General features: G+C 64.2%; 13 protein-coding genes. 2 read left to right on the plus strand and 11 right to left on the minus strand.

Annotation, left to right across the window (positions count from 1 at the left end):
• Nucleotides 1-10 precede the first annotated feature (10 nt).
• The 8 genes from ACSQ20_RS13385 to hutH form a co-directional block, all read right to left on the minus strand.
• A complete protein-coding gene (locus tag ACSQ20_RS13385; protein WP_436020675.1) occupies nucleotides 11-316 on the minus strand; it encodes a HigA family addiction module antitoxin in 306 nt (101 codons plus the stop codon).
• A 65-nt stretch (nucleotides 317-381) separates the two neighbouring features.
• Nucleotides 382-1197 carry an N-formylglutamate deformylase gene (hutG, locus tag ACSQ20_RS13390; RefSeq protein WP_436020677.1) on the minus strand — a complete coding sequence of 272 codons (816 nt, stop codon included), beginning with the start codon at nucleotides 1195-1197 and terminating at the stop codon, nucleotides 382-384.
• A 36-nt stretch (nucleotides 1198-1233) separates the two neighbouring features.
• Nucleotides 1234-2646, minus strand: a complete 1413-nt coding sequence (locus ACSQ20_RS13395) for a formimidoylglutamate deiminase (protein ID WP_436020679.1) — start codon at nucleotides 2644-2646, stop codon at nucleotides 1234-1236.
• Complete coding sequence (gene hutI, locus ACSQ20_RS13400; RefSeq protein ID WP_436020681.1) at nucleotides 2643-3914, minus strand: imidazolonepropionase; 1272 nt, start codon at nucleotides 3912-3914, stop codon at nucleotides 2643-2645. Before hutI ends, ACSQ20_RS13395 begins: the two co-directional genes overlap by 4 nt.
• A 43-nt stretch (nucleotides 3915-3957) precedes the next feature.
• Nucleotides 3958-4590 (minus strand): HutD/Ves family protein, encoded by a 633-nt coding sequence (locus ACSQ20_RS13405; RefSeq protein WP_436020683.1) that lies wholly within the window; start codon nucleotides 4588-4590, stop codon nucleotides 3958-3960.
• A 5-nt stretch (nucleotides 4591-4595) separates the two neighbouring features.
• Entirely contained in the window at nucleotides 4596-6284 is a 1689-nt protein-coding gene (hutU, locus tag ACSQ20_RS13410) for a urocanate hydratase (RefSeq protein WP_436020685.1), read from the minus strand.
• A gap of 74 nt (nucleotides 6285-6358) precedes the next feature.
• Entirely contained in the window at nucleotides 6359-7054 is a 696-nt protein-coding gene (gene hutC, locus ACSQ20_RS13415) for a histidine utilization repressor (RefSeq protein WP_436020687.1), read from the minus strand.
• Nucleotides 7051-8607 carry a histidine ammonia-lyase gene (gene hutH, locus ACSQ20_RS13420; protein WP_436020689.1) on the minus strand — a complete coding sequence of 519 codons (1557 nt, stop codon included), beginning with the start codon at nucleotides 8605-8607 and terminating at the stop codon, nucleotides 7051-7053. Before hutH ends, hutC begins: the two co-directional genes overlap by 4 nt.
• Before the next feature lie 524 nt (nucleotides 8608-9131).
• Between hutH and ACSQ20_RS13425 the strand changes: the two genes are divergently transcribed.
• Nucleotides 9132-9302 (plus strand): hypothetical protein, encoded by a 171-nt coding sequence (locus tag ACSQ20_RS13425; protein WP_436020691.1) that lies wholly within the window; start codon nucleotides 9132-9134, stop codon nucleotides 9300-9302.
• Between the two features lie 50 nt (nucleotides 9303-9352).
• Here ACSQ20_RS13425 and ACSQ20_RS13430 read toward each other — a convergent pair whose 3' ends face one another.
• Nucleotides 9353-10162 carry a 4'-phosphopantetheinyl transferase family protein gene (locus ACSQ20_RS13430; RefSeq protein ID WP_436020693.1) on the minus strand — a complete coding sequence of 270 codons (810 nt, stop codon included), beginning with the start codon at nucleotides 10160-10162 and terminating at the stop codon, nucleotides 9353-9355.
• Entirely contained in the window at nucleotides 10159-11220 is a 1062-nt protein-coding gene (locus ACSQ20_RS13435) for an alpha/beta hydrolase family protein (protein ID WP_436020695.1), read from the minus strand. The genes ACSQ20_RS13430 and ACSQ20_RS13435 overlap by 4 nt, the downstream gene beginning before the upstream one ends.
• 163 nt (nucleotides 11221-11383) lie before the next feature.
• Between ACSQ20_RS13435 and ACSQ20_RS13440 the strand changes: the two genes are divergently transcribed.
• Nucleotides 11384-12112: an ABC transporter ATP-binding protein gene (locus tag ACSQ20_RS13440; protein ID WP_436020697.1), complete on the plus strand. Its 729-nt coding sequence runs from the start codon at nucleotides 11384-11386 to the stop codon at nucleotides 12110-12112.
• Between the two features lie 30 nt (nucleotides 12113-12142).
• Here ACSQ20_RS13440 and ACSQ20_RS13445 read toward each other — a convergent pair whose 3' ends face one another.
• Nucleotides 12143-12856, minus strand: a complete 714-nt coding sequence (locus tag ACSQ20_RS13445) for an autoinducer binding domain-containing protein (RefSeq protein ID WP_436020699.1) — start codon at nucleotides 12854-12856, stop codon at nucleotides 12143-12145.
• Between the last annotated feature and the right edge of the window lie 290 nt (nucleotides 12857-13146).

Genomic DNA, 13146 nt, shown 5'->3' on the forward strand with positions numbered 1-13146 from the left:
AGCGCCTCACTCAGAACAGCGAGCGTTGACGCTGCTGAGCCATCGACATCACGTTCAATTCGTCGAGCCGCTCGCGTGCCTTGGCCAGGTCATGGACCAATTGCCGTTGCAACCAGGTCTCCGCGCCCCCGCCGAACGCTTTGTCGAGCCGCAGCGCCATTTCGGGTGAAATGCCGGCCTTACCGCTCAGCAAATTGGTCAACGCCTGCCGGCTCACGCCCAAAACGGCGGCCCCCTCGGTCACGCTCAGATTGAAGCGCTCAAGGCAGTTCTGGCGCACCAGCGCCCCAGGATGATTGAAATCGGAATCGGCCATGGGGCGACACATTATCGGGGAACGTTCAAATCGTCAAGCGACAATCGCTGCTTGTCATCGATGGCCTATGCCGAATCCGCCACCCGCACGAGCGCCTCTTCGATCAGTGTTTCCAGCAGCGGCTCGATGCGCGCGGCGCGTTCGTCGTCGTACGCATACGGCCGTGTCTCATGCATGTAGGTAATCTGCGACAGTTCGAGCTGCAGCGCATGTACCCCGGCGCCCGGCCTGCCGTACTGGCGCGTGATATAGCCCCCCTTGAACCGCCCGTTCGCCACCGCGGTATAACCGCCGTGGCGCAACACCGTCGCCGCCAGCGCGTCGGCGAGTGTCGCAGCGGCACTCGTGCCGTTCGCGGTGCCGAAGTTGAAATCGGGCAGGCGGCCCTCGAAAAAACGCGGCACCGTCGAGCGAATCGAGTGTGCCTCCCACAGCAGCACCTTGCCATGCAAGGCCTTGAGCCGCGCGAGTTCCTGCGCCAACGCATCGTGATAGGGTTGCCAGTAGCGGGCGCGGCGCCGTTCGATTTCGCCCGGCGTCGGTTCGCCTCCGGGATGGTAAAGCGGCGTTTTGTCGAACGTGTCGACCGGCAGCAAGCCTGTCGTGTCCTGCCCTGGATAGAGATTCGCGTTATCGGGCGGCCGGTTCAAATCGATCACATAGCGCGCATGCGTCGGCACCAACATCGAAGCGCCGCGGCTAGCGGCAAAAGCGTAAAGACGTTCGAGGTGCCAATCGCAGTCGTCGAGCGCGTTCGCCACATCGGTCATCGTGGCCGCGACGTCGCCAGGAATATGCGTGCCCACGTGCGGCATCGAAATCAGAAGCGGCAGGTTGCCGCGACGCAAAGCGAAGATTGCTGGTTCGGTCAATGTGTTCATGGTCGGCTCGGTTGCGTTGCGCAGCGCCCAGCATGCTCAGTCGTTCATTAATGCCGCGACGGCCGCCCGGTAGGCTGCATAGGCTTGCGCTTCATCCACGTGCCGGCGCGCCCGGACCACGCAGCGCCCTCCCACATGGACGTCGCTGATCGGCGTCTCGCCGTGCTCGCCGAAGACGATGCCGGAAAGCCAACTCCCAGGCGGGCGTCCGTCGATACTCGGATGATACGCATCGAGCACGAGCCAGTCAGCACGGCAGCCCGCGCGCAGCGCGCCCGTTGCGCGCCCAGTCGCCTGCGCGCCACCAGCCAACGCGGCATCGACGAGCCGCTCGCCCACTTGTCTGCGGCGCTCACTGGCCAGCACGTTGCGCACGCGCCGCACGAGGCGCTGACCGTATTCGGCAAGACGCAGTTCCGCTCGCCAATCAACGGCAACATGACTGTCCGAGCCGATGCCGATACGTCCGTGACCGTCGAGATACGCTTGCGCCGGGAACACGCCGTCGCCAAGGTTCGCCTCGGTCGTCGGGCACAGCCCCGCCACGGCCGCGGAGCGCGCAAGCGCCGCCGTTTCCGCGTCATCGAGATGCGTGGCGTGCACAAGACACCAGCGCTCGTCGACATCGACATGATCGAAAAGCCACGCAACAGGCCGCGCACCCGTGGCGGTCAGGCATTCGTCGACCTCGCCCGTTTGCTCGGCGATGTGAATGTGGATCGGCGCATGCGGCAAGCGCGCGCTGAATCCATCGAGCAACGCACGTAGCCCCTCGGGCGACACCGCGCGCAGCGAATGCGGCGCGACGCCATAGGTCAGCCCGCCATGTTCGGGCCGCGCGCGGCGCAATGCATCGAGCAGATCGAGCAACGCCTCGGGCGTGTTCACGAAACGGCACTGATCCGCGCGCGGCGCGCGCGCACCGAAGCCGCTGTGTTGATAGAGCACCGGCAGCATCGTGAGCCCGATGCCCGCGCGCGCCGCCGCATCGGTCACGCGCTCGGCCAACTCTGCCCGGTTCGCGTAAGGCGCACCGTCAGGCGCATGGTGCAGATAATGAAACTCGCAGACCGACGTGTAGCCCGCTTTCAGCATCTCGATATAAAGCCAGCAGGCGATCGCATCGAGCATCTCGGGCGTGATGCGCGCGGCGAAGCGATACATCAGATCGCGCCAACTCCAGAAGGAATCGCGGGCGTCGCCCCGATATTCGGTCAAGCCGGCCATCGCGCGCTGAAACGCGTGCGAATGGACGTTCGGCATGCCCGGCATGATGGGCCCCGACGCATGGGCAGCATCTGGCGGTGGCATCGCGTCGGCGAGCACGCTCGTCAATGCGCCCGCGTCGTTCCATCGCAACAGCACGTTGCGCCGCCAGCCATCAGGCAGATAAGCATGCATCGCGAAAAGTGCGTGCGAGCTGCCATGCAATGCCTCGGTCGTGCTCATGCGCGGCTCCCGGCGTCTCGCTGTTGCTGCGGCTGCCCTGTCGCATCGAAGCTGCTTCGCTCGGTGTGGACGGTCACACCGGCGTGTACGACGCGCGCCGCGAGCGGACGGCCGATCCAGTAGGCGAGCTCGGCCAGCGTATCGACAGACCACGCAACGAAGTCCGCCTGGCGTCCAACCTCGAGCGCACCATGGCGCGCGCTCTGTCCGAGCGCGCGCGCGGCGTGACAGGTGACGCCTTGCAAGACCTCCGCCACCGTCAAGCGATAAAGCGTGCAGGCCATGCCGAGCATGGCAACGAGCGATGTCACGGGCGCCGTGCCGGGGTTGCAGTCAGTGGCAAGCGCGATCGGTACGCCGTAACGGCGCAGCAAATCGATGGGCGGCAACTGCGTTTCGCGAATGAAGTAGTAGGCCCCGGGCAACAGCACCGCGACTGTGCCGGCTGCTTTCATCGCCGCCACGCCGGCTTCGTCCAGATACTCGAGATGATCGGCCGATAGCGCACCATAACGCGCGGCGAGCGCCGCGGCGCCCATCATGCTCAGTTGCTCGGCATGCATTTTTACAGGCAGGCCGCGACGCACCGCCGCTTCGAGCACGCGATCGCTTTGCGCGGATGTGAAACCGATGCGGTCGCAAAACACGTCGACAGCATCGACGAGCCCCTCGTCGGCGAGCGCCGGCAGCATGCGTTCGCAGACTTCATCGATGTAGTCATCAGCGCGCCCGGCGAATTCGGGCGGCAATGCATGCGCGCCGAGAAACGTCGTATAGACCGCCACCGGATAGCCCCGGCCCAACTCGCGCGCCACGCGCAGCATCTTGCGCTCGCTGGCCAGATCGAGGCCATAGCCCGATTTGATCTCAACGGCACCAACGCCTTGCGCGATCATCGCTTCAAGCCGTGAGCCCGCGGCATGCAGCAGCGAAGCGTCGTCGGCAGCACGCGTGGCGCGCACGCTCGACATGATGCCCCCACCGCTTCGCGCGATGGCTTCGTAGCTGACGCCCGCGAGCCGCTGCGCGAACTCGTCGGCACGATGCCCGCCAAATACCAGATGCGTGTGGCAATCGACGAGACTGGGCGTCACCCACGCGCCGCCGAGGTCCTCGCGCGGCCATGCGACGAACGCCGCCGGCAACTCGCTGCGCGCGCCGACCCAGGCGAGCGTGCCGTCGCGCACGGCAAGTGCCGCATCGGCAATCGTCTCGTCGGGGTTGCCGTGCGGGCAAAGATCGAGGTGCTGCCAGACCAGATCGTTCATCGTAAGGACCCGAGAAAAACAAGCGCCAACGCGCGTATCCAAATCACGAAACGTCGTCGGCGCGCTCGACGCAGATGCCAACGCCGATCGCTGTTCCCTCGCCTGCTATCAAGCACGGCAGAGCCGTTGGCGCATCGATGCGCAGCATGTCCATCGCATCGAGCCGCATCGGTGCGATGCCCGAGATCGTCACGTCGAGCGTGCCTTGCGCGCAAAAGATCAACGCAACGTCGGCGTCGAGAACGTGGGCACCCGCGCCGTACCACAACTCGCATGCGCTGCATGCCTGGCCGCGTCGCACCATCAGGTTGAAGTCGCGCGTCGGGCCGTCCGTGAGTTCGGCCTGCAACTCGAGTTCGCCCGGAAAGCGAGCGTAGGTATAGGGCGCGGGCAGCGTCGCGTGAGACACGCCGCGCCGATCGATGAGTTGCATGCCGGCGCCGCGTAACAGCACAAGCGTCCGGTCGACACCCGCAAAACGGGAAAACGGCCCCGAGCGTTCGATATCGGCCACGCTCAGGCGCCAGATGAAGTCGTCGAAGCCGGCGCCCGGCGGAAAAACGGCGAGCTCCCGTGTGGTGCCGCCGCCGTTCCGCCAGGGCGTGGCATCGAGTTGCGCACCGCGCGCGAGCGAAGTCGCGGCAAAGGCTCCGCATGCTTGCATGACGGCGGCCATGCTCGTCAGCGCCCAAGCATCGGCAAATTCAGGCCGACTTCGCGCGCGGTGCGCTGCGCGAGCGCGTAGCCCGCATCGGCATGGCGCATCACGCCGGTCGCCGGGTCGTTGAACAGTACGCGCTCGATGCGGCGCGCGGCCGCCTCGCTGCCGTCGCAGACAATCACAACGCCCGCATGCTGGCTAAACCCCATCCCCACCCCACCGCCATGATGCAGCGACACCCACGTCGCTCCACCGGCCGTATTGAGCAGCGCGTTCAGCAGCGGCCAGTCGCTCACGGCGTCGGAGCCGTCTTGCATGGCTTCGGTCTCGCGGTTCGGGCTGGCGACGGAGCCGGTATCGAGGTGATCGCGGCCGATGACGATCGGCGCTTTCAGTTCGCCGCGCGCGACCATCTCATTGAACGCCAGCCCGAGCCGGTAGCGATCTTTGACGCCCGCCCAGCAAATGCGCGCGGGCAGCCCTTGAAACGCGATGCGCTCGCGCGCCATGTCGAGCCACCGATGCAGGTGCGAGTCGTCGGCGATCAGCTCCTTCACCTTGGCGTCGGTCTTGTAGATATCCTCCGGGTCGCCCGACAGCGCGACCCACCGGAACGGCCCCTTACCCTCGCAGAAAAGCGGACGAATGTAGGCCGGCACGAACCCCGGAAAATCGAACGCGTTCTCGACGCCCATGTCCTGCGCCATCTGGCGAATGTTGTTGCCATAGTCGAGCGTCGCGGCCCCGCGCGTTTGCAGCGTAAGCATCGAGCGAACCTGCGCAGCCATCGATTGCTTGGCCGGCGTCACAATGCTTTGCGGATCGGCATGGCGCGCCTCGCGCCATTGCTCGATCGTCCAGCCCTGCGGCAGGTAGCCGTTGATCGGGTCGTGCGCGCTGGTTTGATCCGTGACGCAATCGGGCGTGATGCCCCGCGCCACGCATTCGCCGAACACATCGGCGGCATTGCCGAGCAGACCGACCGAAACCGGCTGGCCGCTCGCCTTTGCCGCTTCGAGCATCGAGAGCGCTTCGTCGAGTGTCTTGGCTTTGCGATCGACATAGCGCGTCTTCAACCGCATATCGATACGCGTTTCATCGCACTCGACCGCAATCATCGAAAAGCCCGCCATCGTTGCGGCCAGCGGCTGCGCGCCGCCCATGCCGCCGAGCCCCCCCGTCAGAATCCAACGGCCTTTCGCGTTGCCGCCGAAGTGCTGATTAGCGACCGCGTAAAACGTCTCGTACGTGCCTTGCACGATGCCCTGAGAACCGATGTAGATCCAACTGCCCGCCGTCATCTGCCCGTACATCATCAAGCCCTTGCGATCGAGCTCATGAAAGTGATCCCAGGTCGCCCAATGCGGCACGAGATTGGAATTGGCCAACAACACGCGCGGTGCATCGACATGCGTGCGAAATACGCCAACGGGCTTGCCCGATTGAATCAGCAGCGTCTCGTCATCGTTCAGCGTTTTAAGCGAGGCGAGGATCTGATCGAACGACGCCCAATTGCGCGCGGCGCGCCCGATCCCGCCATAGACGACGAGCGCATGCGGATGCTCGGCCACTTCAGGGTCGAGGTTGTTCTGGATCATCCGGTAAGCCGCTTCGGTCAGCCAGCTCTTGCAGGTCTTGTTCGGCCCGCGCGGCGCACGCACCGTGCGCGACGCGTCGAAGCGCGGATCGGCGAATTCTTGATCGTTCATGAGCGGCGCTCTCCTTGCTTAGCGTTCGATGGGTTCGGTTCGGTACGAGTTCAGGTTCAAGTTCAAGTTCAAGTTCAGAAATGGCCGGTGAAACGGTAGCGTTCACCCGGGTGCCAGAGATTGGCGACGGAGGCCACGAGCTTGCGCGTCCATGTACGCCGATGCAGCACGAGGCACGGTTCACCGTCTGCCATCGCCAGATGCGCGCGCGTCTCGGGTTCGGGCCGCGCCGCTTCGATGCGGTACTCGACGCGCGAAAGCGGCGCCACCCGCACGAGATATTGATTCGGCGTGATCTGCGTGAAATCCTGCAGCGCGTAATCGGGTGCAGTGGCCGGGTTCACCCAACGCTCTTCGAGCTGCACCGGTTCATCATTTTCGAAATGCAGCAGCCGCGAATGAAAGATCGGGCTGCCCGCTTTCACTTGGATCTCCTCAGCCAGTGCGGCATCGGCCACGGTCGCGCCGAGTGCGAGCACGCTCGCGCGATGACGATGCCCGCGCGCCGCGATTTCGTCGGAAATACTGCGAATGGCAACGAGCGTGGATTCATACTTCGGCCGCGCGACGAAGGTACCCGCCCCCTGCACGCGCGTGAGCACCTGCTCAGCCGTCAACTCGCGCAACGCGCGGTTGACCGTCATGCGCGCGACTTTGAATTCGCGAGCAAGCTCGTTCTCCGACGGCACCTGGTCGCCTTCGCCCCATTCGCCCGCATGAATGCGCGCAAGGATGAAGTCCTTGATGCCTTGATACGCGGGGGAATTCATCTCGATGCGGCTTCGCAGTCGGCTTCGGCCTGCACGGTGGATTCGAACGAAAACGGACACGCGGCACCAATCGCGCCGTCTCGCACGAGCTTCGCGATTGCCGCGATATCGGGGGCGAAGTAGCGGTCAAGTTCGTAATGCGGCACTTCAGCGCGCACGACCTCCATCACGCGCTGCAGTGCCGGGCTCGTGCGGTTCGGCGCGCGCAAGTCGACCCCTTGCGCGGCCGCAAGCAATTCGATCGCGAGAATGTGAGCGGTGTTGTCGGCGATATCGGCGAGCTTGCGCGCGGCGAATGTCGCCATCGATACGTGATCTTCCTGATTGGCCGAAGTCGGCAGCGAATCGACCGATGCTGGATGGGCCAACGTCTTGTTCTCGGAGGCGAGCGCGGCGGCCGTCACATGCGCGATCATGAAGCCGGAGTTCACACCGCCATCTCTCACCAGAAACGGCGGCAGGCCAGACAGCGTCGCATCGATCAGCAACGCGATGCGACGCTCGGCAAGCGCGCCGATCTCGGCCGCCGCCAGCGCCAGGTTGTCGGCGGCAAACGCCACCGGCTCCGCGTGGAAGTTGCCGCCCGAGAGCACTTCGTGCGTGTCCGGAAAAATCAGCGGGTTGTCGGACACCGCATTCGCTTCGATCAACAGCACACCCGCCGCGTGACGCATCTGGTCGAGACAGGCACCCATCACCTGCGGCTGACAACGCAAACTGTACGGATCTTGCACCTTGCCGCAATCGCGATGCGACAAGTTGATGCCGGAGCCGTCGAGTATCGCGCGATACGCGGCGGCCGCATCGATCTGGCCGCGATGGCCCCGCAACGCATGAATGCGGGCGTCGAACGGTTTGACGGAACCAGCCGCGGCATCGACGGACAGCGCGCCGGAGACGAGCGCCGTGCAAAAAAGATCTTCGATCGCGAAGAGGTTGTAAAGCGCAAGCGCGGTGGAGGCCTGCGTGCCGTTGAGCAACGCCAGCCCTTCCTTGGCCTGCAGTGTGAGCGGCGCGAGCCCGGCAAGCGCGAGGCCTGCCGAAGCGCTGATGCGCTCGCCGCGCACATGTACTTCGCCGATGCCGAGCAGCGCGGCCGATAAATGCGCCAGCGGTGCGAGATCGCCCGAGGCGCCGACCGAGCCCTTCATGGGAATGACAGGCAGCACGTCGGCGTTGAAAAGGGCGATCAGCGCGTCCATCACTTCGCGCCGGATGCCTGAATGCGCGCGCCCGAGACTCGATAGTTTGAGCGCGATCAAAAGGCGCACGACCGGCGCTGGCATCGGCTCGCCTACGCCAACCGCATGCGAGAGCACCAAATTACGCTGGAGCAGTTCGAGCTGATCGTGAGGAATATGGGTATTGGCAAGACGGCCGAACCCGGTATTGATTCCATAGGCCGGTGCACCTTCGGCAGCAATTTCGGCCACGGCGTTCGCGCACGCGTCGATGGCGGCATGGCTCGCCGGGTCGAGCGCGAGCGTCACGGGTTCGCGGGCGAGGCGGCGCAATTGTGCGAGGCTCAGGTGGCCCGGCGTGAGCATCATCATGAAAAATCCTGTCGCATCTATCAATGACGTAGCAGTCTAGTCTCGCCATCTTGTATAGACAACTCGTTTTTACAAATTCGTCGTCGGGGATTTCCACGATGGTGCAACGTACTTTTCTCTTTCGCTTTCTTGCCCTTTCCATATGAGGTTTTGGTTTTTATCCATCTCATGTCCTGCGAACGCCTCGCTCATCGACTGTAAATTAGGTCAACCCGCTGGGTCGATAGTTGTCTAGATAAGATCGGGTCGGTCGCATAAGCAAATCGGCGGCCCCGGTCCCACCTCAAGTAGGACGAATGCACCGATTCGGCGCGTTTGAAGCGGCTTCAGACGGCCGACTCATGCACCCGCTCAGGGCCTTCCCATGCGAAAAGCCGCACCGACGCGGAGCATCGATCATCGATGCCAACGCGTGGGCGTCGCGGGTACGAGGTGTGCTTAATCGAGGGCGGGACGAAAAGTTGGAAAGACGAGCGACCGCATTCATGCACTCATTCATGAAGAAAACGCAAGGACAGCGACAGATGGACCTCATTGAATTGGCAAGGGAATCCGGCATGGCCGTGCTGCTCGAGGCGAAAATCGGCCACGAGGAATATGTGAGCGTAAGTGGCTCGCTGGCCGCGCTGGAGCGCTTCGCCGACGCCGTGCGCAACACGCCAACCGCTGATGAGTCCGGCAACGGCAACAGGTAGGTAGCGGTAGGTAGCACAGGCACGACCGCACGCGCGGCGCGGCGCCGCGTTCAAACGGCGGTGGCCCGCACGACGTGCGACCACGCTACGCAGGCCGCGTAGCCCTGCGGCGCCGCGCACCAGACGGCGTCAAACCGCTCGACTCCTTCGGCCGCGTGAATAGTGGCATGGGCGGCGTCGGCATTCGCGTCGGCTACGCGCACGCCGACCCGCACCTGTGGCGTACACCCTTCGCCATGCTCGGGGCCGAGTACCGAGAACCCGGGCATCCCGCCCGCGATGGCAATGCCCACGCCCAGCGCTTTGAGGAGCGCCTCCTTGGCGGCCCAAGCGTCGTAAAACGCAGCCTGGCGCGAGGCTTCGGGCAGCGACTCGACATAGCGGGACTCGGCCGACGTGAAGACGCTGCGCGCTACTGAACGCCAGTCGAAAGCCTCGCGCCGCAGCTCGATATCGACACCGACACGCCGCGTGGCAGAAATCGCGATCAGCGCGTATTGCCCTGTGTGCGAAACGTTGAAATCGAGCGCTTGCGCCAACGGCCCGGCAAGCCGAGGCCGGCCCGCCTCGTCGCGTTCCAGTTGCAACGCATGCGCCGGCTGCGCAAGGCGCTCGGCCAGCGCTTCGCGCAACGCCGCTCGCGTCGCGGCATGGCGCACTGCATCTTCATGACGCAAGAAGCGCGCGGCACGCGCGCGTTCGCTCTCGTCTAGTGCGGCCAGTTGCGGCGCGTCGAGCGGCGCGCTCAGATCGAGCGCGACGCACAGCACTTCGACGCCGGCCGCATTGGCGCGCGGCACATCGACGAGCGCCGTCTCGTAAGCGCGGGTTGGGTCCGATCGAAATTGAACGCCTTTCATGGTCGAGCCAGCAAGACGGCGCAATCGCTTGCGTCGTGCACAGAGTGAGGATTGGCAGCGAGTGCATCGCCGCGCTGCGAAACAATCGTATCGGCCCAGTCCGAGCTCAACGAGCCGTTTGTCAACCATTGCAGCGCGAGCGGCCACAGCGCGGATTCGAAACGACGGTGAAAGAACGCGAAATGCCCGATGTCATCGACGCCTATGCGCTCGGGCGCCAATCGCATATGCGTGCAGGCCGCGCTGCCGGTGAAATAGGCCAGCAGCCGTTCGATTGCCGGGACGGTTCCGAACGGATCGTCGGTCACGCTCAACGCCAACAGCGGCGCACGCAATTGCGCGAACTGCTGGACGTGACGCGCGCGCTGTTGTTCGGTCAGCGCGAGCGGCCCACGACGATAGGCTTCGTCGAAGCGCGCCGTGCTGCGGCTCCACGAAAGCGCCACGCCGTGTGGCGTATCCTCCATCCAGCCAAGCCGCGCCGCGGGCACGTAGCCGAACAGCGCACCGAGCGCCGGCATGACGACATGCCATTTGAGCCACATCGCAAGCCGAGCGCGGGCCGCGTAGTCGCGCCAGTAGGCATACTGTGCTCCCATCGTGAACACGCGCCGGATCACATGATTGGACGGGGCGAGCCCGAGCACGAAGCCTCCGATGCTATGCGCGACCACATCGATGGGCCTGCCGGGAAATGCGCCGCGCGCGAACTGCAACACCGCTTCGAAGTCGAGCTGGCCCCAGTCGAGCCACGTGGCGCGAAAGCCGGCAAGCTGAGCGGGCCGCGATTCGCCTATACCGCGATAGTCGTAAAGAATAACGTCGACGCCGCGCTCGGCAAGGTAGGCCGCGAACCGAAAGTAATAACGGCAGCGCACGGAAGTCGCAGGGTTCACGATCGCGACCGAGCGCTCACCCGCCGTTTGCCTGCCGCGCCAAATAAAGCCGCCGATCGTGCTGCCGTCTTGCGTGCCGAGTCTCAACGGCGCGGGCTCGAGCGGCGCCGCTTGCGCGCGAGCCGGCATCTCGAGTTCCTTGAGTTCCTCCCTCTCCCGCATCGACTCTCCTTTACCTTGCGCCCACGCCAATGCGAGGACGATACGCTTTTTTGCCGCTAGCCAGCGATTTCTAGTAGTTGTTAAGAAACGTTGCGTCGGGTGAAATCGCCGCTACCGCGCGCTGCCGAATCCCAAGAACGACGCGCTTGACTGGAGGTGACGCTTGATCTGCCCGCCGCTGTTACATATCGAAGCGCTCTGCGCCGCACACGGAAAACACGATGTGCTGGACGACATCTCGCTCTCGCTCGCCGCAGGCTCGACTGCTTGCGTGCTCGGGCCGCCCGGCGCCGGCAAAACCACATTGCTGATGACCGTCGCCGGCATCTTGCGTCCGAAGCGCGGTTCGATCCGTTTCGCGGGCGAAGAAATCAGGCGCAAGCGCGCCAACGAGATCGTCGCACGCGGCATCGCGTTCGTGCCGCATAACCGCCTGCTGTTTCGCAATCTGTCCGTGCGCGACAACTTGCTCGCAGGCGTGTGGCGTGAGCCGGATCGCCCGCGCGTGGAAGCCGACGCCTCGCAACTCTTCGAACGCTTTCCGCGCCTCAAGTCGCTCGCCGCGCAAAGTGCCGGCAAGCTGTCCGGCGGCGAACAGCAACTGCTGGCCATCGCGCGCGCGTTGATGTTCCGTCCGACGCTGCTGCTGATCGACGAACCCACCGCGGGGCTGCCGCCCGATATCGCGGAGGACATCGTCGAACTGATTGCGCAGTTGAACGAGCAAGGGCTCGCCGTACTGATCGCGGCACAGCACGATAGCGGGCGGGACGCCATGCGCGTCGCCGGGCATGCGTATTTGCTCGAACAAGGGCGGATTGCACCGGGCGCTCCGGCGCACGTGCACGCGCAGAAAGTGTCAACCCACCGTCGCAGTACAGCCCAACCCTGAGCGAGCCTTAACTCAAACCGACGAACCCGGCTAGTGCAGCAGCCCCAACATGGCTGCGCGCACGGCCGCCTCGGTCTTGTTGGCGCTCTTGAGCTTCGTCACCGCGTTCTTGACGTGGAAATTGACGGTGTCGACCGAGATCACGAGAATTTTCGATATCTCGCCGGACGTCTTGCCATCGGCCGCCCACCTGAGCACCTCGACCTCGCGCTCGGTCAGCCCACGCACGGGGTCGTCCATCAGCGTCGGCATCAGCACACGCTTGAGCGCAAGGTGCGCGGTATTGACGAGCCAACGCATGCGCGTTTCCTTGTGCGCGAGTTCGGCCGGGCTCAACGGCTCGCTCGAGCGCGCGAGCGTCAGCATGCCGCCCACCCCGCAACTGTCGAACGCCGATTGCGTCCAGCCCACGCGCAAGCCCGCGGCGCGCGCCTCTTGCCACAGCTGCGGCACGTCGGCAAAAAACGAATCGCTCCAGATAACCGGCAATTGCGAGCGCCGCGTATGTCGTATGGTCGGATCGATTTCGATATAGCCCGCCTCTTCGTAGCGCTTTTGCCACCACGCGGGATAATTGTTGACGAGGCGGGTTTTCGGTTTCGATAGTGGCCACGGCGCACGCAAACCGTAAGCGCAATACTCGAAGCCCAGGCTTGACGCTGCCGCTTCGATCTTGCCAAACACTTCATGATCGGAATGCGCATCGCTCAATTCATCGAACAATGCTTCGGCCCAACTAGTCATTTATGCCTCCATGTCGTCGCGCTGGCGCGCGAACGGTATGCGATATAAAACGGCCGCACAAAGCGACCGAAGTATCGACATCCCGGCGCGGCCTCACCACGCCTGCAAACCACAGACATGGCTCTCGAATGAGGTAACGCGCCAAAGGCTCTTTATTTCGACGTTGATTATCGCGGTGAAAAAAACGCACCGGACTGCGGCCGTATGCTACTCCACCGTGCGCGCGATGTATGAGATCAGACAGGTCGGTATTAATCCTGAATTGCCGGCTGCCACGTTCGAGAATTACC

This window comes from Trinickia sp. LjRoot230, assembly GCF_964253315.1.
Classification (GTDB): domain Bacteria; phylum Pseudomonadota; class Gammaproteobacteria; order Burkholderiales; family Burkholderiaceae; genus Trinickia.

Coding starts and splice junctions, on each gene's coding strand:
- ACSQ20_RS13425 (WP_436020691.1), top strand. CDS start 9,132: ATGGACCTCATTGAATTGGCAAGGGAATCCGGCATGGCCGTGCTGCTC.
- ACSQ20_RS13430 (WP_436020693.1), bottom strand. CDS start 10,162: ATGAAAGGCGTTCAATTTCGATCGGACCCAACCCGCGCTTACGAGACG.
- ACSQ20_RS13435 (WP_436020695.1), bottom strand. CDS start 11,220: ATGCGGGAGAGGGAGGAACTCAAGGAACTCGAGATGCCGGCTCGCGCG.
- hutU (WP_436020685.1), bottom strand. CDS start 6,284: ATGAACGATCAAGAATTCGCCGATCCGCGCTTCGACGCGTCGCGCACG.
- hutI (WP_436020681.1), bottom strand. CDS start 3,914: ATGAACGATCTGGTCTGGCAGCACCTCGATCTTTGCCCGCACGGCAAC.
- ACSQ20_RS13385 (WP_436020675.1), bottom strand. CDS start 316: ATGGCCGATTCCGATTTCAATCATCCTGGGGCGCTGGTGCGCCAGAAC.
- hutH (WP_436020689.1), bottom strand. CDS start 8,607: ATGATGATGCTCACGCCGGGCCACCTGAGCCTCGCACAATTGCGCCGC.
- ACSQ20_RS13395 (WP_436020679.1), bottom strand. CDS start 2,646: ATGAGCACGACCGAGGCATTGCATGGCAGCTCGCACGCACTTTTCGCG.
- ACSQ20_RS13445 (WP_436020699.1), bottom strand. CDS start 12,856: ATGACTAGTTGGGCCGAAGCATTGTTCGATGAATTGAGCGATGCGCAT.
- hutC (WP_436020687.1), bottom strand. CDS start 7,054: ATGAATTCCCCCGCGTATCAAGGCATCAAGGACTTCATCCTTGCGCGC.
- hutG (WP_436020677.1), bottom strand. CDS start 1,197: ATGAACACATTGACCGAACCAGCAATCTTCGCTTTGCGTCGCGGCAAC.
- ACSQ20_RS13405 (WP_436020683.1), bottom strand. CDS start 4,590: ATGGCCGCCGTCATGCAAGCATGCGGAGCCTTTGCCGCGACTTCGCTC.